The 20,876-nt window shown below is 69.5% G+C and carries 23 protein-coding genes; 13 read left to right on the top strand and 10 right to left on the bottom strand.

Annotated features, from left to right (window positions below):
- Nucleotides 1-3 precede the first annotated feature (3 nt).
- Nucleotides 4-636: an ACT domain-containing protein gene (locus ACGFNP_RS06385; RefSeq protein WP_358326725.1), complete on the top strand. Its 633-nt coding sequence runs from the start codon at nucleotides 4-6 to the stop codon at nucleotides 634-636.
- A 219-nt stretch (nucleotides 637-855) separates the two neighbouring features.
- Nucleotides 856-2,019: an acyl-CoA dehydrogenase family protein gene (locus ACGFNP_RS06380; RefSeq protein ID WP_358326728.1), complete on the top strand. Its 1,164-nt coding sequence runs from the start codon at nucleotides 856-858 to the stop codon at nucleotides 2,017-2,019.
- Nucleotides 2,020-2,029: 10 nt separating this feature from the next.
- Here ACGFNP_RS06380 and ACGFNP_RS06375 read toward each other — a convergent pair whose 3' ends face one another.
- On the bottom strand, nucleotides 2,030-2,386 hold the full coding sequence (locus tag ACGFNP_RS06375; RefSeq protein WP_358326731.1) for a metalloregulator ArsR/SmtB family transcription factor: 357 nt from the start codon (nucleotides 2,384-2,386) through the stop codon (nucleotides 2,030-2,032).
- 56 nt (nucleotides 2,387-2,442) lie between these two features.
- Here ACGFNP_RS06375 and ACGFNP_RS06370 point away from each other — a divergent pair, with 56 nt between their 5' ends.
- Nucleotides 2,443-3,522 carry a cation diffusion facilitator family transporter gene (locus ACGFNP_RS06370; protein ID WP_393315489.1) on the top strand — a complete coding sequence of 360 codons (1,080 nt, stop codon included), beginning with the start codon at nucleotides 2,443-2,445 and terminating at the stop codon, nucleotides 3,520-3,522.
- 43 nt (nucleotides 3,523-3,565) lie between these two features.
- The gene (locus ACGFNP_RS06365; RefSeq protein ID WP_393315486.1) at nucleotides 3,566-4,759 is read left to right on the top strand and encodes an acyltransferase family protein; all 1,194 of its coding nucleotides are present in this window, start codon (nucleotides 3,566-3,568) and stop codon (nucleotides 4,757-4,759) included.
- A 12-nt stretch (nucleotides 4,760-4,771) separates the two neighbouring features.
- Here ACGFNP_RS06365 and ACGFNP_RS06360 read toward each other — a convergent pair whose 3' ends face one another.
- Complete coding sequence (locus ACGFNP_RS06360; protein ID WP_358326740.1) at nucleotides 4,772-5,230, bottom strand: hypothetical protein; 459 nt, start codon at nucleotides 5,228-5,230, stop codon at nucleotides 4,772-4,774.
- An 87-nt stretch (nucleotides 5,231-5,317) separates the two neighbouring features.
- Between ACGFNP_RS06360 and ACGFNP_RS06355 the strand changes: the two genes are divergently transcribed.
- Both ACGFNP_RS06355 and ACGFNP_RS06350 read left to right on the top strand, forming a co-directional pair.
- On the top strand, nucleotides 5,318-6,493 hold the full coding sequence (locus tag ACGFNP_RS06355) for a hypothetical protein (protein WP_393315483.1): 1,176 nt from the start codon (nucleotides 5,318-5,320) through the stop codon (nucleotides 6,491-6,493).
- A 33-nt stretch (nucleotides 6,494-6,526) separates the two neighbouring features.
- The gene (locus ACGFNP_RS06350; protein ID WP_358326746.1) at nucleotides 6,527-7,561 is read left to right on the top strand and encodes an SPFH domain-containing protein; all 1,035 of its coding nucleotides are present in this window, start codon (nucleotides 6,527-6,529) and stop codon (nucleotides 7,559-7,561) included.
- Here the strand turns inward: ACGFNP_RS06350 and ACGFNP_RS06345 are convergent.
- Together ACGFNP_RS06345 and ACGFNP_RS06340 are read right to left on the bottom strand one after the other, a co-directional pair.
- On the bottom strand, nucleotides 7,558-8,958 hold the full coding sequence (locus tag ACGFNP_RS06345) for an MmgE/PrpD family protein (protein ID WP_393315480.1): 1,401 nt from the start codon (nucleotides 8,956-8,958) through the stop codon (nucleotides 7,558-7,560). The genes ACGFNP_RS06350 and ACGFNP_RS06345 overlap by 4 nt on opposite strands.
- Before the next feature lie 14 nt (nucleotides 8,959-8,972).
- Nucleotides 8,973-9,767: a cyclase family protein gene (locus tag ACGFNP_RS06340; RefSeq protein WP_358326752.1), complete on the bottom strand. Its 795-nt coding sequence runs from the start codon at nucleotides 9,765-9,767 to the stop codon at nucleotides 8,973-8,975.
- A gap of 75 nt (nucleotides 9,768-9,842) precedes the next feature.
- On the opposite strand from ACGFNP_RS06340, the gene ACGFNP_RS06335 reads away from it, so the two are divergent.
- A complete protein-coding gene (locus ACGFNP_RS06335; protein WP_393315477.1) occupies nucleotides 9,843-10,601 on the top strand; it encodes an IclR family transcriptional regulator in 759 nt (252 codons plus the stop codon).
- Nucleotides 10,602-11,261: 660 nt separating this feature from the next.
- Here the strand turns inward: ACGFNP_RS06335 and ACGFNP_RS06330 are convergent.
- Complete coding sequence (locus tag ACGFNP_RS06330; protein ID WP_358326758.1) at nucleotides 11,262-11,579, bottom strand: hypothetical protein; 318 nt, start codon at nucleotides 11,577-11,579, stop codon at nucleotides 11,262-11,264.
- A 201-nt stretch (nucleotides 11,580-11,780) separates the two neighbouring features.
- Entirely contained in the window at nucleotides 11,781-12,362 is a 582-nt protein-coding gene (locus tag ACGFNP_RS06325) for a hypothetical protein (RefSeq protein ID WP_358326761.1), read from the bottom strand.
- 372 nt (nucleotides 12,363-12,734) lie between these two features.
- Here ACGFNP_RS06325 and ACGFNP_RS06320 point away from each other — a divergent pair, with 372 nt between their 5' ends.
- Complete coding sequence (locus ACGFNP_RS06320; RefSeq protein ID WP_393315473.1) at nucleotides 12,735-13,640, top strand: NmrA family NAD(P)-binding protein; 906 nt, start codon at nucleotides 12,735-12,737, stop codon at nucleotides 13,638-13,640.
- Between the two features lie 204 nt (nucleotides 13,641-13,844).
- Here the strand turns inward: ACGFNP_RS06320 and ACGFNP_RS06315 are convergent, their stop codons facing one another.
- The gene (locus ACGFNP_RS06315) at nucleotides 13,845-14,618 is read right to left on the bottom strand and encodes a helix-turn-helix domain-containing protein (RefSeq protein ID WP_358326767.1); all 774 of its coding nucleotides are present in this window, start codon (nucleotides 14,616-14,618) and stop codon (nucleotides 13,845-13,847) included.
- A gap of 90 nt (nucleotides 14,619-14,708) precedes the next feature.
- On the opposite strand from ACGFNP_RS06315, the gene ACGFNP_RS06310 reads away from it, so the two are divergent.
- The 3 genes from ACGFNP_RS06310 to ACGFNP_RS06300 are packed head-to-tail and all read left to right on the top strand — an operon-like array spanning nucleotide 14,709 to nucleotide 16,968.
- Nucleotides 14,709-15,350 (top strand): sulfotransferase family protein, encoded by a 642-nt coding sequence (locus ACGFNP_RS06310; protein WP_393315471.1) that lies wholly within the window; start codon nucleotides 14,709-14,711, stop codon nucleotides 15,348-15,350.
- Nucleotides 15,347-15,727: a hypothetical protein gene (locus ACGFNP_RS06305; protein WP_358326772.1), complete on the top strand. Its 381-nt coding sequence runs from the start codon at nucleotides 15,347-15,349 to the stop codon at nucleotides 15,725-15,727. Before ACGFNP_RS06310 ends, ACGFNP_RS06305 begins: the two co-directional genes overlap by 4 nt.
- The gene (locus ACGFNP_RS06300) at nucleotides 15,724-16,968 is read left to right on the top strand and encodes an FAD-dependent oxidoreductase (protein ID WP_358326775.1); all 1,245 of its coding nucleotides are present in this window, start codon (nucleotides 15,724-15,726) and stop codon (nucleotides 16,966-16,968) included. Before ACGFNP_RS06305 ends, ACGFNP_RS06300 begins: the two co-directional genes overlap by 4 nt.
- A gap of 411 nt (nucleotides 16,969-17,379) precedes the next feature.
- Here ACGFNP_RS06300 and ACGFNP_RS06295 read toward each other — a convergent pair whose 3' ends face one another.
- Entirely contained in the window at nucleotides 17,380-17,724 is a 345-nt protein-coding gene (locus tag ACGFNP_RS06295; RefSeq protein ID WP_358326779.1) for a VOC family protein, read from the bottom strand.
- Nucleotides 17,725-17,978: 254 nt separating this feature from the next.
- Here ACGFNP_RS06295 and ACGFNP_RS06290 point away from each other — a divergent pair, with 254 nt between their 5' ends.
- Entirely contained in the window at nucleotides 17,979-18,329 is a 351-nt protein-coding gene (locus tag ACGFNP_RS06290; protein WP_393315468.1) for a hypothetical protein, read from the top strand.
- Between the two features lie 47 nt (nucleotides 18,330-18,376).
- Nucleotides 18,377-19,480 carry a PQQ-binding-like beta-propeller repeat protein gene (locus ACGFNP_RS06285; RefSeq protein ID WP_393315465.1) on the top strand — a complete coding sequence of 368 codons (1,104 nt, stop codon included), beginning with the start codon at nucleotides 18,377-18,379 and terminating at the stop codon, nucleotides 19,478-19,480.
- Between the two features lie 325 nt (nucleotides 19,481-19,805).
- On the opposite strand, the gene ACGFNP_RS06280 is transcribed toward ACGFNP_RS06285, so the two are convergent.
- The gene (locus tag ACGFNP_RS06280) at nucleotides 19,806-20,447 is read right to left on the bottom strand and encodes a hypothetical protein (protein WP_393315462.1); all 642 of its coding nucleotides are present in this window, start codon (nucleotides 20,445-20,447) and stop codon (nucleotides 19,806-19,808) included.
- Nucleotides 20,444-20,821, bottom strand: a complete 378-nt coding sequence (locus ACGFNP_RS06275) for a hypothetical protein (RefSeq protein WP_393315459.1) — start codon at nucleotides 20,819-20,821, stop codon at nucleotides 20,444-20,446. The genes ACGFNP_RS06280 and ACGFNP_RS06275 overlap by 4 nt, the downstream gene beginning before the upstream one ends.
- Nucleotides 20,822-20,876 lie beyond the last annotated feature (55 nt).

Here is a 20,876-nt window from a genome sequence, read left to right as displayed (position 1 = left end):
GTCATGCTGCTCAGAGTGAGGGTGTCGCTGCCGGACCGGCCCGGAGGCCTGGGCCAGGTCGCGCGGGCGCTTGGCGCGCTGGGCGCCGACATTCTTCAGGTCACCGTGCTGGAACGGGAGACGGGCCGGGCGGTGGACGACTTCACGGTGTCCTGGCCGGGGACGGTGACCGCGGACGAGGTACGCGACCGGCTCTCCGCCGTGCCGGGCGTACGCGTCGAGGGCGCCTGGCCGACCAAGGACATCCCGGGCGCGGCACCCGACTACGACCTGCTGATGCACGTCGCGTCGGAGCCGTCGCGGGGGATCGCGACCCTGGTGGACGCGTTGCCGGGGCTCTGCGGCGCGGAGTGGTCGCTGGCGCTGGCGGGTGACGTCGTCCGCCATGCCAGCGTGTCCGCGCCCGCGGTGTTCGAACTGTCCGAACCTCCGCCGCTCAGGGCCGCCACGCGGGCGGCCGACGATCTGCGGCTGATGCTGCTGCCGGTGGCCACCCATGGGCTGCACGTGGTCGTCGCACGGGCGGAGGGGCCGCATTTCCACCGCGCCGAACTCGAACGCGCCGCCCGCATCGTCGCCGTCGTCTCCAAACTCTCCCCGGTGCTCCCCACACCGATCTCCGGAGCCGGCCGCTGACCGCTCCCCGACAGACCTTCTGATCAGCGGCCGGCGACAGACCTCTTCTGTGGCCGGCCGCTGATCGGCTTCTTTCTTTTCTGTACGGCCGGCCCGGTGGACCCCACCCGCCGTACAGGGCTCAGGTCTGTCCAGGGAGACGCTCCTCCGGTGGGCGGGGCCGGGGTTTTCGACGCGCGTATTCTTGGCCCCGGCCGTGGTTTTTCTGAGGAGGAGCCGGTGGATTTCCAGCTGAACGATGACCAGAGGGCCTTCCGGGAGACTCTTCGGGCGTTCGTCGACAAAGAGATCATGCCCGTCGCCATCGAGTGGGAGCACTCCGGGCGCTACCCCACCGAGATCGTGGACAAGATGAAGGCGATGGGGCTCTTCGGGCTGACGGTGCCTGAGGAGTATGGCGGGCTCGGGGCGGACATGGTGTCGTTCGCGCTGGTCTTCGAGGAGATCGCCCGGGGGTGGATGGGGGTCGCCGGGACCATCGGGTCTCATTCGCTGGCCTGCTGGATGATCGCTCGGCACGGCACCGAGGAGCAGAAGTCGCGCTATCTCGCCGATCTGGCCACCGGGGCCCGCCGTACCGGGATCGCGCTCACCGAGCCCGGTGCCGGGACGGATCTGCAGGGGATCCAGACCCGGGCGGTCCGTGATGGCGATCACTATGTGGTGACCGGCACCAAGACATGGATCACCAACGCCCGCCATGCCGACCCGCTGCCCGTACTCGTGAAGACGTCCGTCACCGAGCCCGCGCACAAGGGCATGTCGGTGTTGCTCGTCGACCCGGCGGCCGAGGGGTTCGGGGTCAGCCGGGATCTGCCCAAGCTCGGCTACAAGGGGACCGAGACGTGCGAGGTCGTGCTCGACGGCGTACGCGTGCCCGTGGACGCGCTGCTCGGCGGGGTCGAGGGGCGCGGCATGCAGCAGGTGCTCGGCGGGCTGGAGATCGGGCGGATCAACATCGCCGCCCGCGCGGTCGGCGTCGCCCAGGCCGCCTACGACGCCGCGATCGGCTACGCCCGCGAGCGGAACGCCTTCGGCCAGCCCATCGCCGATTTCCAGGCCGTACAGCTCAAACTGGCCGACATGGCGACCGAGATCCAGGCGGCCAGGCTGCTGACCTACTGGGCGGCCTCGCAGGCCGACAGCGGGAAGCGGGTCGACATGGAGGCGGGGATGGCCAAATACTTCGCCTCTGAGGTGGCGTTGAAGGCGTCGCTGGAGTCGATGCGCATTCACGGTGGTTACGGCTATTCGCAGGAGTTCGTGGTCGAGCGGCTCTACCGGGACGCGCCGCTGATGGCCATCGGCGAGGGGACCAACGACGTCCAGCGGCTGGTCATCGCCCGCTCGCTCGTCTCCGGCAAGAACCACATCGGCTGGTGACGTCCGCAGGCTAGTCGTGCGGTGGCAGGCCGGAGACCTCGTGGTCGGCGTGGAAGAGGGCTTCGGCGATGAGCGCGCGGACGTGGCCGTCGCGGGCGCGGTAGAGCACGCGGCGGCCGTCCCTGCGGGTGTCGACCAGGCCCGCCAGGCGGAGCTTGGCCAGGTGCTGGGAGACCGACGGGCGGGCCACGCCGACCGCCTCCGAGAGCGAGTTCACGTCCAGCTCGCTTGACGACAGCTGCCACATGAGCCTGAGCCGGGTGGCGTCGCTGAGCATCCGGAACGCGTCGACGGCGCTGTTCACCTGCGCGGGAGTGGGTTGCTGTTGCGCTTGGGTGGCACCTGAGACGTTGTCGCGTGCGTACATGACTACATATAGTGGCTTGCGCGGATTCGTTGGGCAAGTGCGGAGTGAGGAGTGCTATGACCGATAAGCACGATTCCAGCCCTTCAGCCGGACCTGAGCACGGCTACGGCCACGGGCACGGGCATGGTCATGAGGGTAAGCGTGGGGTCGGCGGGATCAAGGGGCTGGTCTCGAAGGTCGGGCATGCCCTCGCGCCGCACAGCCACGACAGCGCCGACAAGACCGACGCCGCCCTGGAGGGCAGCAGTCGCGGGCTGCGCGTGCTGGCCGTCTCGTTCGGCGTGCTGCTGGTCACCGCCGCCGTCCAGGCCGTGATCGTCGTCATGTCCGGCTCCGTCGCGCTGCTCGGCGACACGCTGCACAACGTCGCCGACGCGCTCACCGCCGTGCCGCTCGCGATCGCGTTCTCGCTCGGCCGCCGCGCCGCCACCCGCCGCTTCACCTACGGGTACGGCAGGGCCGAGGACCTCGCCGGCATCGCCATCGTGCTGATCATCGCCGCCTCCGCCGGGCTGGCCGGGTACGAGGCGATCACGCGGCTGTTCGATCCGCGGGACATGCGGGCCGTCGGGTGGGTGGCCGCGGCGGCCGTGGTCGGGTTCCTCGGCAACGAGTGGGTGGCCCGCTACCGGATCGGGGTCGGCAGGCAGATCGGCTCCGCCGCGCTGGTCGCCGACGGGCTGCACGCCAGAACCGACGGCTTCACCTCCCTCGCCGTGCTCATCGGCGCGGGTGGCGCGGCGCTGGGCTTCCCGCTGGCCGACCCCATCGTCGGCCTGTTCATCACCGTCGCCATCTGCTTCGTGCTGCGGGACGCCGCCCGCGAGATCTACCACCGGCTGATGGACGCCGTCGACCCGGCCCTCGTCGACGAGGCCGAAGCCATCCTGGGCGGCGTCGAGGGGGTCGAACGCGTCGGCTCCGTACGGCTGCGCTGGATCGGCCACGCGCTGCACGCCGAGGTGGACATCCTGGTGAGCCACCACCTCTCGCTCGTGAACGCGCACGCGGTGGCGGTGGCGGCCGAACACCGCCTCATCCACGACCTGCCCAAACTACGCGCCGCCACCGTACACACCGACCCCCACGGCCCGGCCGGCGCCGACCACCACGCCCCGCTGACCAGCCACCGCTGAAAGCGGGGGCATCACTAGTTCGGGTCAGGGTAGGTTGGGGCGGGTGTCGATCGCCCCCGCCGCGACTCAGCCCAGTACGACCCACACCCCGAACCGCCTCGCCTGGCTCGACGCCCTGCGCGGCATCGGGGCGCTCGCGGTGGTGGCCGAGCACCTGCTGCCCTGGTTCCTGCCGGCTCTCCGGCCGTACTGGTTCAGTCTCGGCGTCTACGGCATCCTGGTGTTCTTCCTGGTCAGCGGCTACATCATCCCGATGTCGCTGGAGCGGCACGGCGATGTGCGGGCGTTCTGGGTCAGCCGGGTCTTCCGGCTCTACCCGCTCTACCTCGCCGTGGCCGCTCTGGTGCTGGCGGCGGCCTGGTGGGTGCCGGTGCGCGAGGAGGTGCCCCGCGACGGGACGGCCGTGGTGGGGCACGCGACGATGCTGCTCGACGTGGTGGGCGTCGGCGGTGTCGCCGACACCATGTGGACGCTCTCGTACGAGATGGTGTTCTACCTGATCGTCACCGCGCTGTTCGTGACCCGGCAGCACGAGCGGAGCGGCCTGTTCGCGGTGCTGTTCGCCGCGGGCTCGGTGATCGTCGGGCTGCTGCTCGCCGGGGCCGTGCTGGACGGCGGCTGGCTCGCCTACGCCTCGGGCGCCGTGTTCTTCGCCGGGCTGGCGTGCGTGATCTCCGGCAGATTCCGTACGCAGGCCGCCTGCGTGCTGGGCCTGATGGCGGTGGCGCTGCTGGTCCTCGGCGGCCGGGTGCCGTGGATGGGCGTGGCCGTGCTGAGCGTGATGTTCGCCGGGACCGCGATCCAGCGGTGGGAGCGTGGCACGGGCGGGCTGTGGCCGGTGGCCGCCACCGCGGCGCTGGTCGCGCTGGCCCCCGTCTGGGCGATCGAGTCCGGCTGGTGGTGGGTCGAGCCGGATGTGTGGATCACCACGATCGTGCTGGCCGGTGTGACGTTCGCGGGCGGGATGGCGTTGCGCGGCAGGCGGGTGCCGAGGGTGCTGACCTGGCTCGGGCTGATCAGCTACTCGCTTTACCTGGTGCACCATCCGCTGCTGAAGTTCTTCGTCGAGGTGAGCGGCGACCTGCGCCGGTCGCCGTTGCCGCTGCAGCTCGGCCTGGCCGTGCTGGCCATGACGCTGGTCCTGCTGGCCAGCGCCCTGGCGTACCGCTTCATCGAGAAGCCGATGCAGGCATTCGGCCGCCGGAGGCGGTGGCGTTCCTCCGGGTCCACGGGGTGAAGGCGCGGCCGGTTACGAGCAGGGCGCGAACGCCGGGTTCAGGGCCGTGACGACGTCCGGGTGGTGGGCGAGCGCCTGCCGCACGACCGGGTCCTCGTCAACCAGGAAGGCCAGGTGCCGGATGGCGTGCGCGACGACGTTCGCCACCTCGATCCGGTCCGGTGCGGGCTTCGCGGGCGCGTCGCCGATGACGATCTCCAGGGCGGGCAGCTCGATGGCCGGCAACTCGGGCTCCGGATCGGGGCACACCGCGTACGTGAGGACGATCTCTCCCTCGGGCCGGTAGCGCCAGCTCGTGGAGTGCACGACGGTCGCGGGTGCGTCGGCCGCGACTCCGCAGACTCGCCGCGCTGCCTGGTCGGGAGCCTCTCCGGGGCGCGGCAAGGTGGTGGCACGCCGATACGCCCACTTACTGTCAGTGGTCGCCCTTAGCATGAGCGTCTCGACCGAGACCACGTGTCTTCCCGTCACCGCCCACAACTTACTGCCAGTCATATGCAAAAGCGATTACTTCGCACTGCTTGCGGTCGGTGGGGCGCGAAGAGAGAGGCGGACAGCATGTCCGGGTTGCTGGTGCTCATGGGGTCGGGCGAGACGAGCCCGACCATGGTGGAGGTCCACCGCTCCGCCGCGAAGCGGCTGCGCGCGGGCGCCAGGGCCGTGCTGCTCGACACGCCTTACGCGTTCCAGGAGAACGCGGCCGACATCTCCGCCCGGGCCCGCCGATACTTCGCCCGGAGCGTCGGCCTGGAGGTCGAGGTGGCGACCGGAGCAGCCGGCGCCGACTGGGTGTTCTCCGGTCCGGGCAGCCCCACGTACGCGCTCGACCGCTGGACGGCCACGCCCACGGCGGGCGATCTGCGGGCCCGCGTCCGCGCCCGCCAGGGCGTCACCGTGCTGGCCTCGGCCGCCGCCTGCACGGCCGGGCTCGCGACGGTGCCGGTCTACGAGATCTACAAGGTGGGCGCCGAGCCGCACTGGCGCGAGGGCCTCGACCTGCTGGCGGCGCTCGGCCTGCGCGCGGTCCTGATCCCGCACTTCGACAACGCCGAAGGCGGCACCCACGACACCCGCTACTGCTACCTGGGCGAGCGGCGGCTGTCCCGGATGGAACGCGAGCTGCCGCCGGGCACGGCCGTTCTCGGCATCGACGAGCACACCGCGGTCGTCCTCGACCTCGACGCCGAGACCGTCGAGGTCGCGGGCCGCGGCGGGCTGACCGTACGGTGTCCAGGCTCGCAGGTCGTTCTGCCCGCGGGCACCCGCATCGACCTGGGGGAGCTCCGCCACCTGGCCGAAGGCGGCCGTGCCGTGGCCGCTCCGCCGCCTCGCCCCGCGACCGCTCCGGCGCCGGCCCAGATCACCCTGGAGGAGACGGTCCGCTCGTGCGAGCGGCGCTTCCAGTGCGCGGCGGCGGAGCCCGACCTGGTCGCGGCCGCCCGCGCCGTGCTCGACCTGGAGGCGGAGCTGGTCAAGTGGGCGGCCGACACCGAGGAGGACGCGGGCGGCGTCGACGAGGCCAGAGAGCTGATGCGGCTGCTGATCGCCCGGCTGGCCGAGGTGTCCACCACCGCCGGCCTGCGCTCTCTCGTCGAGCCCCTCCTGTCGTTCCGCGACGACCTGCGCGGGCAGGGCCGCTACGGGGACGCCGACGCGCTGCGGGCGGCGATGCTCAGCGGCGGCGTGCTCGTCGAGGACACCCCCGACGGGCCACGGTGGACCACCTCGCCATGACCGGCCTACGCTCGATGCGGAAGGGACACCATCATGGTCAGCAGCATTCTCTTCGCCGTCATCGCCGTGATCCTGCTCTGGACCGCATTCAGCTTCGTCAGGGTGGTCAACCAGGTCGAACGAGGCATCGTCTTCCGCTTCGGCCGGGCTCAAAGACAGGTACGTCAGCCGGGGCTGACCTTCCTGATTCCCTTCGCGGACCGGATGAAGAAGATCAACGTACAGATCGTCACCATGCCGGTCCCCACCCAGGAAGGCATCACCCGCGACAACGTCTCGGTCAGGGTCGACGCGGTCGTCTACTTCCGCGTCCAGGACCCGCTGCGGGCGGCGATCGAGGTCCAGGACTACCTGTTCGCTGTCGAACAGGTGGCGCAGACCTCGCTGCGGTCGATCATCGGCAAGAGCGAGCTCGACGACCTGCTGTCCAACCGCGAAGAGCTGCACAGGGGCCTCGCCCTCATGATCGACAGCCCGGCGCTCGGCTGGGGCATCCACATCGACCGGGTCGAGATCAAGGACGTGCAGCTGCCCGAGTCGATGAAGCGCTCGATGTCGCGGCAGGCGGAGGCCGAACGCGAGCGCCGGGCCCGCGTGATCACCGCCGACGGGGAGTTCCAGGCCGCCCAGAAGCTGGCCGACGCCTCGGCCATCATGTCCGAGACGCCCGCGGCGTTACAGCTGCGCCTGCTGCAGACGGTGGTCGAGGTGGCGGCGGAGAAGACGACGACACTGATCATGCCGCTGCCGGTGGAGCTGCTGCGCTTCTTCGACCGGATGGGCCGTGACGTCGCGCCGGGGGAGGAGCCGGCTCCCGCCGTGACCTCCCAGGGGGAAACCGCCCGCGAAGCGCCTGAGCCTTCTCCTGAGGTGTCCGAACGGGAGGCAGCGGCTGCGCTGGGGTCTGCTCAGCGCGAGGAGCCCGCGCAGTTGCCGCCGCTCCACGACACGCGCGAGGTGATGCCGCCGTCCCCGTCGGAGGCGGTGTCCTCAGAGGGCACGTTCCAGGAGACAGCGACCCCGGCCACGACGGACCGCTCGAAGAACGTCAGTGGGAGGAGCGGTTAGGCGATCGTCAGGTGGAGGAGCGGTGCCACGGTGAGGGTCTCGGGCAGGCTGCGGCCGGCCGTGACGAGGGCCGCCACGCGGTCGGGGCCCAGTGCCCGCCCCGCGTTCGTGCGGAACTTCACCGCCAGCTCCTCCGGCGTCAGCGGATGTTCCGGGCCGCCTCGGGACGAGTCGACCCGGTGCTCCCGCAGCGAGCCGTCGCGGAGCCGTACCCGCAGCACGGCCGCGAACGCGCGCGGGAAGATCTCCGTCGCCCGCTCGTCCGCCACGCAGCGCACCCGCTCGGCCAGCGCCAGCCGTTCCGGATCGAGGGCGGCGAAGTCGTCCAGCGACAGCCCCAGCCCGCCGCCGCCGTGCAGCGCCGCCGCGACCGTGTACGGTCCCGAGAACTTCGCGTGGTACGGCGAGCTCGGCTTGACCTTGTCGGCCCGGGGTTCCGCGATGGTACGCAGCACCGGGGCCGCGACCCCCAGCTCGACGGACTCGATGTCGGCGGGGGACAGGTCGCCGGCGCGCAGGGCGAGGGCGCAGTCGATGGCCGGATGGGTGAAGTGGTTCGTCGGATACGGCTTGTAGACCGTACGCAGGAGTTCCCACCGCTCGCCCAGACCCGACAGCAGCGCCTCGGCGTCGAACCGGCCGTCGAGCCACGCCTGGAAGAAGCCGAACCGGCCCTCCAGCACCGTGGGCGGCCCCGTCAGTCCCTCCAGCGCGAGCACGGCCGCCGTGACGCCCGAGTGGGCGGCCCAGCCGCAGTGCACCCGCTTGATCGTGCCGCCCGTACGGTTGGCCTCGAGCAGGCCGGCCCCCATGCTGGCCGCCACCCCGACGGCGTGCGCGATGCCGTCGGCGTCCAAGCCGTACAGGAGCCCGGCCGCGACCGCCGCGCCGAGCGTGCCGCAGATCGACGTGGCGTGCTGGCCCTTCTCGAAGAACAGCGAGTTTCCCGCCTCCGGCAGGTAAGAGGCCATGCCGAGCCGGTTGCACACCTCGACGCCCGCCGCCACGGCCGCGATCAGCCGCGCGCCGGACGCGTCCGTGGCCTCCGCCGCGGCCAGCGCGGCGGGCACCACGGGGGCACTCGGATGCAGTACGGACGGCAGATGCGTGTCGTCGTAGTCGAGTGCGTGCGCCAGCGTGCCGTTGACCAGCGCCGCCGACGGCGCGGGCAGCCGGTCGCCGCTCCCGATCGCGGTCGCCTCCCCGTTCCCTTGCCAGCGCCGTACGGCCCGCAGCACGGCCGGGGCCGCGTCACCCTCCGGCTCCGCGTAGGCGGCCAGGCAGTTGCCGAGCACGTCGAGCACCCGGCCCGTCACGTCGTCGCGTACCCCGGCGGGCACGCCCCGATCACGACAATCCACCGCGAACTCTGCCAGCCGCTGAACATGAGTGGTCAAGATCCGCTCCCTGATCAGGCGATGACGGCGAGTGGGCGGACCGGGGCGCCCGTGGCGCCGACGATCGGCAGCGGGTTCAGTACCAGCAGGAACTCGCGTACTCCCGAGTCGAGCAGTTCGGCCAGCCGCATCGTCTCCACGATGTTGATGCCCGACTCCACCAGCATGATTCGGTGCACGGGGAGCGTGGCATGCCCGCGGCCCGCCGCGATGTGCTCGAACGCGATCGTCTCGCCCCCCACGACGCGCGGCCCGCGGGCGGCCAGCCAGCGGGCGGCGTCGGCACCCGGACCCGGAACGCCGTTCCGCTGACCGGCGAAGTCGTCCCCCGATTCCCACAGCCGCGACCACCCGGTCCCGACCAGCACGGCGTCGCCCGCGCGGATCTCCAGCTCTCCGGCGGCCCGCTCCAGGTCGTCCGGGGTGACCTCGTACCCGGCGGGCAGCGTGGCCACCCCGTGCACGGCGGCCACGTCGAGCAGCACGCACCGGCCCACGAACGGCTCGAACCCGTCGATGCCCATGTCGCTGAACCCCGCGTGCGACATCACCTCGGCCGCGGGCCGCCCGCCGTACAGCAGACCCTCCTGAGAGACGTGCGCGAGCGCGTCGACGTGCGTGCCGACGTGGCCGCCCGTGACGATGATCTCGTTGGCGGCCGAGCCGCCGTCGGGCCTGACCAGGTCGCCGTGCCGGCGTTCCAGCGCCATCCGGAACGGCGGGTGGTTGGGGGATTGCGGCATGCCTTTGCGCATCGGCTGCGCCAGGTCCAGCACGCGCGATCCCTCCAGAGCCTTCCACAGCGACATTCGACGGCTCCTTGTGTTCCAATAGTAGGAATGCTGTTTCCGACAGTACACACGATTCGCCGCGAAAGGCGCACCATGCCCAGCCAGACCGCCGCCACCGTCGAACGGGCCGCCGACATCCTCGTCCGGTTCGCCGAGGCGGGCACGGACACGCTCGGCGTCACCGAGATCGCCGAGAGCCTGGGCATGTCGAAGGCGGCGGTGCACCGGGTGCTGGCCTCGTTCAGGAGCCGGGGGCTGGTCGTGCTCGACGAGGACAGCAGGCGCTACTCGCTGGGGCTGACGGCGATGCGGCTCGGCCTGGCCTACCTCGACCGCATCGACGTCCGGCGGCTGGCCGCGCCCGAACTGCCCGCCCTGTCGAGGCTCACCGGCGAGACCGCCACCCTGTCGATCAGGACCGGCGACACCCGCGTCTACATCGACCAGGCGACACCCGAGCGAGAGGTGATCATGTCGGTCTCGCTGGGCGTCCCGTATCCGCTGCACGCGGGCGGATCATCCAAGGCGTTCCTGGCGTTCCTCCCAGAAGCGGATATCGCCCGCTATCTCGACCGCTCCCTGGAGAGCCTGACGCCCGCCACGGTCACCGACCCCGCCCGCCTGCGTACCGACCTGACGCTCATCCGCCGCCGGGGGTACGCCATGTCGATCGCCGAACGACAGAGCGGCGCGGCCTCCGTGGCGGCCCCCATCCTCGACCACCATGGCCGGCCGGTGGCGGTCATCAGCGTCTGCGGCCCGGCAGAACGCTTCATGGCCGAAGCCGACGCCTGCGCCGCCGCCCTCCTACAGACCACCGACCGCCTCTCGGCCCACCTCGGCCACCTCTGACCGTTCCAAAGGACCTCCGCTTCGCTCCGGACGTCCTTCTGGGGGCGCCTTCGGCGCACAACGGGCTTCGGTTTGGGCGCTTCGCGCTTTGGGGGCTCAGACGTTACTTCCAGTCGGGCCAAAGCCCCGACCCCGAAGGACCTCGCTTCGCTCGGACGTCCTCCCCGGCGCAGGCTTCGCCTGCGACGACCTCGTTGACCTTCGGCGGGCCCCTGGCTGGATGGCAGGTGCGAACTCATGTTCTTGAGGCGCCGGGCAGTCGTTACCAAATAGCCCACTGGCAGTTTCTGCTGATGCCAGGCTCGCGAGATCTCTGCTGTGCGCAGATGCCGTACCGTGGCGATCGGCGCCTCCCGGGCCAGCTTTCGCCGCGCCGGCCAGCGTCCAGGTTTTGCCGCCGCGTTTCTTGGCCACTGCCGGACACCTCCGAACCGATGGTGACATGTTCCTGTGACATTGACACCGACCTCAGGTGAGACTCCTCCTCGGCGAAGAGCCGGTCGCGCGGGCCGCGTAGGGGTGGCGAGGGAAGGGCCTTGGCCGGTTAATTGTGCCCCTGGGAAGAAAGATGAAGACTTCGGGTGGTTCAAGGTTTACCCGGAACATTCGGGTCACGATCGAGCCGGAATTGACGCCGCGATCGGATGAGCTTGTGATGGCTCACATTGTTTGATATCCGACCGATATCGGCCATGAGGTGCTGCTGCATCGGGCATTTGATTTAACGGAATTAACAACCCAAGGGCCGTATACCGTGGTGTAGCTACCGCCGCTGTCCTGGCAGAAGAGCACGACCCGTGTCTGAGTCACTCCGGCACCGCTGCACATCGCCCAGCCAGTGCCGCCGATAGTGCCGATCTGCGCGTTAGTGCTGCAGGTCGCTGCCTGGGCGGGAGCGGTCGGTGACGTTAGGGTTGTCGCGGCGGCGATCGCGGCCACCGCGGCCGCCGAAACGCCGAACTTCTTGATACGGCCCATTAGTAACCTCCTTCGGTGTCGATGTTTACTGCTTGATGGTAGTCACAGCCTTGGTGGAGATCCATAGGGGAAAGGTATGCAATTTTAGTGAGCAGTTTACGGGCTGGCCGCAGGGCCGCAGATTGTAGTCCGGAATAGAGAAACAGTCTGTCTGTTTGAGAAGCTCAATCGGGCGTAGCTCTTCCTCAGTGGCTGGAGCGATCAAGCCGTGAGGGAGCATCCGTTCTGGTAGTCCCGTTCGTGTTGCCGGGCGCGGTGGAAACGCCAGTATTCGTCGAGATCACCGTTGGCGATCAGGGCGCGGAGTTTCAGGACGGCTTCGGCTCCGGCCAGGCCCCAGCGTGCCCCGGCGAGGTCGAATCTGTCGGCGATCAGATGGCGGCAGGCGCCTTCGATCACGCCGGTCGCGATCGGCCATCCCGCCTCCAGCGCCTGGTCGTAGCGCAGATACTCGACGTTGTTGGTGAGGTAGCGGATGCACGCCTCGATGCCGTCGCGGCGGTGGGCGGCCGTGGTGGCCGCCTGACCGGACAGCGCGGTGATGACGTGGCCGGTGTGCCCGGCCAGCAGGGCCAGAGCGTGACCGGCGACCCAGTCCTCGGCGGCCGGTGCCGCGGGAGGATGCAGGCTCCAGGCGGCAGCCCATAACTCTCCAGCACGTGAACGAAGTCGATGACGATGTGGACGCTGACGCCGCGGCGGGCGGCCTCCGCCGTGATCAGATCGAGCTGGTGGCGGGCTCCGTCGACGAGTACGACCCAGGGACGGACATTGCGGGATCACGGGCTTCGGCGTGGTCGTAGACCTTGGCGATCACTGCGGCGGGGCCGGTGATGATCGAGCCGCACAGCCACTTGCGCATCGCGAGGTCGGGGTTCGGTCCGGGCGCTCAGGGATGAGACAGGTGCTTGCCGCTCCGATGACCCGAACATGAGGTATTCGCCCACGTCGTGATGCTCGGCTGCGGGTACACCCGCTGAAGGAGCCTGCCGGGCACACCGTCCCGGTTCGCGGCCTGCGCGCCCGGTCTCGCAATACAGCGTCCCACAGAGCCGGGCACCACTCGGCCGAACGTCCCGCACTCCTTCAGACGCCACACGCACACGTGATCACACCTCCACCCAGGTACTCGGCTACGCAGAAGGAGATCGACCGATGGCCGCCAGCAACCTTGTTCTCATCGCCGGGGTCGGTGACGTGGGCCGCTCGGTCCTCGACCAACTGCGCGCGTGGGACGTGCCGGCGCGTGCGATGGTCCACCATGACGATGATCGTGCGGCTGAGTTGCGTGCGCTCGGCACGGAGGTGGTCGTCGGCGATCTGACCCGGCCCGAGACCGTCGCGCCCGCCCTGGAGGGGGTCGGGCGGATGTACTTCGGGATGCCCGTGTCGCCGGACCAGCTCCTGGCGGCGACTGTGGTGGCCACCGTGGCGCGGGAGCAGGGGGAACTGGCCTGCCTGGTCGACATGTCACAGATGACGGTGTCGCAGATGACCGCCACCAGCACCGCGGAGTCGCACCAGCAGCGGCTGCACTGGCTGACGGAGCAGGTGCTGAACTGGTCGGGCCTGCCGGTGGTACACATCCGGCCGACGACGTTCCTGAACAATCCGCTGTTCACCACGCTGGCGGCGCGATCGATCCGGGAGAACGGCACGATCGCGCTGCCGTTCGGTACCGGGCGCACGTCGCCGATCGCCGCGGACGACGTCGCCCGGGTGGTCGCCACCGTACTCCGCGACCCGGCTCCGCACATCGGGCACGTCTACGAGCTGACCGGGCCACGTACGGTCGACATGACGGAGATGGCCGCGGAGTTCTCACGCGCGTTGGGGCGTCCGGTGTCGTACGTGGACGTGCCGCTGGACCAGTGGCGGGCCGAGGTGCTCGCGAAGGCGGGCCTGCCGCCGCACACCGAACAGCACATCGCCACCATGGCCCGGCTGCATCGCGAGAACCGCTACGACCGCGCGTCCGACGACGTCGAACGCGTGACAGGCGTACCTGCCCAGACGATCGAGGCGTTCGTGGCCGCTCGCAGGGACTTCTACCTGGGCTGAGCCACGTGGGATCTGATCATCCCTACCGGCAGGCGCAAGGGACGTGACCTGAGCTTTACCAGCATCGACCGAGCACGACAGGCGCCAGCGCTACCCCGAAGCCGTCGATCAGGCCCAGGACCCCTCCAGACGAATACCTGATCACCGGTCACGCCATATCCGCCCGCTTCCAGCGAGTACTACGGCAACCCCAGCGTGGCAGGCTCAGGGGGCGGTGGCGCGGATGAACGCCTCGGCGAATGTCCGCGCGACCGCCTCGACGGGGGGCAGGCCTTCCCCTAGCCCGTCTTGCAGGACGGGGCGCAGCAGCATGTGCCCTGCCATTGGGCCGATCATGAGCTGGATGAGGAGCGGCAGGGGGAGGGGCCGTAGTCGGCCGGCTTGGATCTGCGTGGTCAGCAGGGTGCTGAGACTGGCGAACATTCTGGGCAGGTTGGCCTTGAGCATCCGGGCGGCGGTGCCGTCGGGACGGGTGAACAGGTCGCCGAAGATGGCCGGCAACACCCGTGGCTCGCGGGCGAACGCCTCGGCCAGCGCGGCGTAGACGGCGTGGACCATGTCCTCGATGCGTTCGGGTGGTTCAGCGGCCAGCGCTTCCAGATCCGGCACGGGGACGTACCGGTCGAACATGGTGGCGAGCAGGCCGTCGCGACTACCGAAGACGGCGTGCAGGCTGGTCGGGGAGCAGTGCGCGGCGGTCGCGACGGCCTCCATGGTGACCGCGCCGAGCCCGTCGCGGGCGATCAGCGTAGCTGCGGCCTCGATGGCCCGGTCCCGGACCGGCGGGCGCCCCCCGGGGTCGATTCCGGCCTCCCGGACCGCCTCGTCCAGCTGGGCCCGTGATCCGTGGAGCCTTCTGATCAGGGTGCTGCGGGAGATACCCGCGGCGGCCGCGATGGCGCTCAGCGGCAAGTCGGCCACGTCTTTGCCATGCTGCTCGGCGGCTGCCAGGGCGGCCTCCAGGAGGTTTCGGTCCACGAGGTGTCATGGTATCGCTTCCGGCATGACCCTCATGTGTGTATCGTCTACATAAGAGTTTCACCTTCTGATGAATTAGGAGGCGTGCGGATGATCAGCGTGATCGGCGCGGGACTGCCGCGTACCGGGACCACATCGCTGAAGGCGGCGCTGGAGCTGCTCGGCTTCGGTCCCTGTCACCACATGCAGGAGATCGGCGCCCATCCAGAGCAGGCGCCGCGGTGGCGGCAGGCCCTCGAGGAGCAGGTCGACTGGACGGGCCTGCTGCGGGGTTACCAGGCCGCGGTGGACTGGCCCAGCGCCCACTTCTGGCGCCCGCTCACGCACACCCACCCCGACGCCAAGGTCATCCTGACCGTGCGCGACCCCCACGCCTGGTACGTCAGCCTCCGCGACACCGTCTTCGCGCTGCTGCACGATCCCAGTGCGGTGCCCCGCGAACTCCAGCCTGTGATCACCGGCATGCGGCCGCTGCTGGATCGCATCTGGCGCGACACCTTCGGCACGACACCGGCCGACCCGATGCCTGATGAGAGCCATGCCGTGAAGGTGTTCCTGCGCCACACGGCGGAGGTGACCGGCACGCTCCGTGCGGATCGCGTCCTGGTCTACGAGAGCGGGCAGGGCTGGGAGCCGTTGTGCGACTTCCTCGGCGTGCCCGTTCCGGACGAGCCCTACCCACGCCTCAACGACCGGCAGTCCGCCCTCACCCGCCTACGGGAGTCGAGGTGAACCTCCGCATCCTGCTCACCCTTCATGCCCTGGTCACCTTGGCGGCGGGTGTCATGCTCATCGCCGCGCCCGGCCTGATTCCCGGCGCCGTAGGCGTGCGCATCATGCCAGACGGCTACCTGGTGTGCTACCTGCTGGGGGCCGCCGAACTGGCCGTGGCGTTCCTGTCGTTCGCCGGTAGAACCCTCCGGCAACAGGATGCGGTGCGTGTCATCACGTGGACCATGATCGTGTTACATGGCTGCACCGCCGCGGTCGAGACGTACGCGTTCACCCGCGCCGCGGTGGACCCGTCGATCTGGGCCAACGTAGCCCTGCGCCTGATGGTCATCGCCTTGTTCATCCAGTACGGACTGCGCGGGAAGGGACGGTCATGACGATCACCGAAAGCACCGGCGTCCTGGTGTGCGGCGGCGGCCCGGCCGGCATGATGCTGGGCCTGCTGCTGGCCCGGGCCGGGATCGAGGTCACTGTGCTGGAGAAACACGGCGACTTCCTGCGCGACTTTCGCGGGGACACCGTGCATCCCGCCACCATCCGGCTCATGGACGAGCTCGGCCTCGGCGACGGCTTTCGCGCCCTGCCGCAAAGCCGCCTGGGCAACCTGTCGCTCCCCGCGCCCGACGGGAGCATGGTGACCTTGGGCGACTTCGAGGCGCTGCCAAAGCCGTACAACTACCTCGCGATGGTGCCGCAATGGGACTTACTGTCCTTCCTGGCCAAGGCGGCCGACGAGGAGCCCGGCTTCACCCTGCGCATGAACACCGAGGCGACCGCGTTGCTACGAGACGGCGAGAAGATCACCGGGGTCCGGTATCGCACGGCGGACGGCCGCGACGGGCAGATCCGCGCCGAGCTGACGGTCGCCTGCGATGGCAGGCACTCCACGCTGCGCCGCGACGCGGGCCTGGTGCCCAAGGAGTTTCGCGTGCCGTTCGACGTCTGGTGGTTTCGCTTGCCCCGGCCGGTCGGCGAGCGGGAGGTGCCCGCCGGCGTGACGCCGGTCGCCCGGGGTCCTGAGGCACTGATCTCCCTCGCCCGCGACGACTACTACCAGGTGGCGTACTTCACCGCCAAAGGCTCTGACGCGCGGCTGCGGGCCGAAGGAATAGCGCGCTTCCGAGAGCGCATCGCCCACCTGCGGCCGGACTTCGCCGACCGGGTCGGCGGGCTGGCGAGCATGGACGACGTGCATGTACTCGACGTGCGGCTGAACCGGCTCAAGCGCTGGTACCTCGACGGGCTGCTGCTCATCGGCGACGCCGCGCACGCCATGTCACCGGCTGGCGGAGTGGGCATCAACCTGGCCATCCAGGACGCGGTGGCGGCCGGCACCATCCTGGCCGACCCGTTGCGTCGGCACACCGTCACCCTCACAGATCTGGCAGCCGTGCAACGGCGCAGGTATCGCCCCACCGTGATCGTGCAGAATGGTCAGCGGCTGCTGCAGCGGGTGATGTTCGAGAAGCAGTTCGCGGGCAAACGTTCCGGCCCGCCGAAGTCCATGCTCTTCCTCACCCGCGTGTTCCCGGGGCTTCGCAAGATACCCGCCCGCTTCGTCGGCTTTGGGCCCCGCCCCGAACATGCTCCGGCCTTCGCCCGTCCAGACCGTCCGTAACGTCGCCGGGCCGGTTGCTTGGAGCAGGCTTGACCGTGGCGGCGACATCATCGAGACCGGCACCGACTCCTACCGCCTGGCCCAGACCCAAGCCGAGCACCAAGGCCCCGGCGAAGACCCCAGCCCCGACCACCAACTCGACGATCGAGCGCGAGGTCGTACAGCGCACCACGTCGAGCGAGCCAAGGCCGGATGCAAGGCGCTCACCCACAACGCTTGAGTGGCCTCGCCTGGAAGCCTCTCGGGGGCTGAGTTCGGACCTGATGTGATCAGTCCGTGAGGGGGCCCCGGTGAGGTCGGCCCGTGCGTTGTCGTCGACAGGCAGGACCGGGACGACGCCGGCGGCCCGGAGGGCCGGCCTCCAGCGCCTCCGATAGGTTGACGCCCGCGCTACCGTCTCCTGAGCTCGGATCACTGGGCGGGCGCCTCCGCGAGAGACAGGCTGTTGCCGTCCGGGTCGAGGACTTCCACGTGGCGCACACCGTTGCCGTACGTTTCCACGGGCTCGTGCTCGATGCCGTGCGCGGCCAGCCGGGCCAAGATCTCGTCGAGATCGGTCACGCCGAGCGTGATCATGGTGCCGCCCACCCGCGCGGCCCGCATGTGGCGGTCGTCGATGACGACCCACGCGTTCTCACCGACCTGCCACAGGTACTCCTCGCCGATGATCTCGTCCGCCGGCCGCCCGAAGAACGCCTCGAACCACTTCTGCGATGTCACCCGGTCACGCACGCACACGACGCTGTACAGGTCCACCGGAACCACTCCTTCCAGTCGATTCGGGAGTGAGACCACTGCCGCGACGGAAACTCATCGTTGGACGAGCAAGTGCCCACCTTTGTTGGGTTCGAGGCTCGAAAATCGGACATTGGCAGTCGGCGGCCTTAGCGAAGGCGTTGCGACCATTGACGGCTTGTTGTCAGTTGGTCACTCTTTGCTGCAATCCGCAGCGAAGGGCTCCCTCCCCTGCTTTGCTTGGAGCGATGGTCCCATCGGTGGAGGGGTAGCTGATGCAGACACAGATCCAGCTCACAGGTGGCGATGAGATAGCGGAGTTCACCGCGTTGCGGCACTGGTTGGCCAGTGAGCGGGAGCTGACCGGGACGGTAAAGGTCGTGCGGAGGCCCGCGGCGGAGGACGAACTGGGCGGGGCCTTGGACACGCTCGTCCTGGCGCTCAGCTCAGCAGGCGCGGTCGCGGCCCTGTCGCGGGCGCTGACCGTCTGGCTGGCCACCCGCCGGGCGGACGTCACCATCACCATCAAAGCCTCCGGCGAGGTGAAACTAGACGCCCGGCGGGTCAAAGACCAGGACATCGCGCCGCTGCTGCGCCAAGTACTGCGGGCGCCCGATGAGTCTTGAGGCGCCGCGCTCGCCTGACTACCCCCGCTCCCGGGCAATCCTGATCGGTGTCTCGGCTTACGACGACAAGGCATTCCGCCCCCTGCCCGCTGCGGCAGCTGGCTTCACGAGGACCGCAAACGGCCGGCTCCGTCGGCAGTACGCCTGCCGCACCCAGCGCTTCCACCGCACCGACGCGCGCGATCGGCTGGACCTACACCACCGGCGATTTCATCATCTCCAGCCCGGCGGTGGCGGACGGGATCGCGTACATCGGCAGCAGCGACGACAAGGTGTACGCCCTGGACGCGGCCGCCGGCCAGGTGCGCTGGACCTACACCACCGGCGGCGACGTCTACTCCAGTCCGACGGTGGCCGGCGGGAACGTATTCACCGGCAGCGGCGACGGCAAGGTGTACGCGCTGGACGCGGCCACCGGCCGGGCGCGCTGGACCCACGCGACCAAGGGCGCCGTCGACTCCTATCCGACGGTGGCCGGCGGAATGGTGTACGTCGGCAGTCGCGACAGCAAGGTGTACGCGCTGGACGCGGCCACCGGCCGGGCGCGCTGGACCCGCCCCACCGGCGGCGCCGTCCTCTCCAGCCCGGCAGTGGCCGACGGAATCGTGTACATCGGCAGCAGCGACGACAAGGTGTACGCCCTGGACGCGGCCACCGGCCGGGTGCGCTGGACCTACCCCACCGGCGGCGCCGTCGACTCCAGTCCGGCGGTGTCCGGCGGGCTTGTGTATGTCGGCAGCGCCGACGGCAAGGTGTACGCGCTGGAGGCGGCCACTGGCCGGGTGCGCTGGACCCACGCCACCGGCGGCGCCGTCCTCTCCAGTCCGGCGGTGTCCGGCGGGCTTGTGTACGTCGGTGGCGGCGACGGCAAGCTGTACGCGCTGGAGGCGGCCACCGGCAGGGTGCGCTGGACCTATGCCACGGGCGACAAGATCAACGCCCGTCCGGCGGTGGCCGACGGCGTGGTGTACATCGGCGGCCACGATGACCAGATCCATGCGCTGGACGCGGCTACTGGCAAGGTCCGCTGGAGCTACACCACCCTCGGCGACATCAGCTGGTCCAGTCCCGTGGTGGTCGATGGGCTGGTGTACTTCGGCAGCACCGACAGCAAGGTGTACGCCCTGGACGCTACAACGGGCCGCCTCTGACCAATAGGCCTCCGCTTCGCTCCGGACGTTCTTCCTCCCGCCCGTTACCCGATTCGGTGGTTGGCCGTCTGATGCCCGCCCGCCCACAACGGCCCTCCGCTTCGCTCCGGACGTCCTCCCAGGCGGGCTGACGCCCGCCCCCTGAAGGACCTCGCTACGCTCGGACAGCCTGCCCAAGAACGCTCCGCCGGGCTGGCTGCTTGGAGCGGGCTTTGACCGTGGCGGCAACACCATCAAGACCGGTACCAACTCCTACCGCCTGTCCCAGGCCCAAGCCCGCGCACCGCCGATCAGAGGATTCCGAGGATGAACCAGCGAGAACACCTCAACCGGGCCGTCTGAGTCTCAACTCAGGCTCGTCCATAGGCGCTGGCTGCACATCATGTAGCCGTATCAGCAACTCCCGGCCAAGCGCGTGAGACATGTCGTAGTCATCGAACGTGAGCACCACGTTGCGCTCGTACGGCACCAGCGGCGGCAGGCAGGGCAAGAACACATCAGCTCGCACCCCGAACGGCGAACAGGTGCCCACAGTGAATACTGCGGCGTTACGCCGCAGGTGGGGACACTGCGTGATCGCCTCCGGGATACACCTCCGACATGTCGGCGGCGCGTTGGTGTAGCCATCTCCGCCATCACCGGAGTCGGATGACAGCAACCACCAGATCCGACGGGTCTCGGCGTCTACCGCCGAACAAGCACACACCTGGCATAGCCGATTGTCCATACAACGCCACTGCCTCCGGGTGTTCACCGACGTGAAGTCGGGCCGTCCCGTCATCTTCTTGCCTTGCCGCAACAGCAAGACGCCGTTGTTGTAGTCGCCACGACTCGGAATGGCGTAGCTGAGTTGCAGACCGCCACGGCGCGGTATCCACTTCAACGGGTCACTCTGGATTTCCCCCGTCCACCCGATCACGAACGGATAGCGAAAGCCGGTCTCGCCCGCCTCCGTCACCAGACTCACGGCCCCTCCCGGTCATAGCCAGGAATGAGCGCTGCCACCAGTTCGGGAGCCTGGACAGAAATGAGGTAGGGGTGGCTCTGCTGCGAAGGGACGGTCACGCAGAAGTGGTTCAAATCCACGCTCATCGTGACGGCAGCCACGATCTTTCCCTGCCGGTCCCAGACTTCGATGGCGGGCGTGTGGTACTCGGGGAACGTCAGCGGCTGCCGTTCCCACAACTCCAGGCTGATCAGCGACACCCTCAGACACGGGATATGTCGCCGCTTCAACTCCTGCTGCGCAGGCCCGAGCGCCTCGTCCAGCCGGCTGGCCATATCGGCGGTTACCCCGTTGTGCTGGCCCTGGCGGGGCTCGGCAGCGCGTCTCGGTGACATGCCATCGACGCTAGGACCTGCACTTTCGCAACCTCAACAAGTGTGTACGAGTTTG

The sequence above is a fragment of the Nonomuraea sp. NPDC049269 genome (assembly GCF_043197155.1).
Taxonomy (GTDB): domain Bacteria; phylum Actinomycetota; class Actinomycetes; order Streptosporangiales; family Streptosporangiaceae; genus Nonomuraea.
This window is presented reverse-complemented; position numbering and strand designations above follow the sequence as displayed.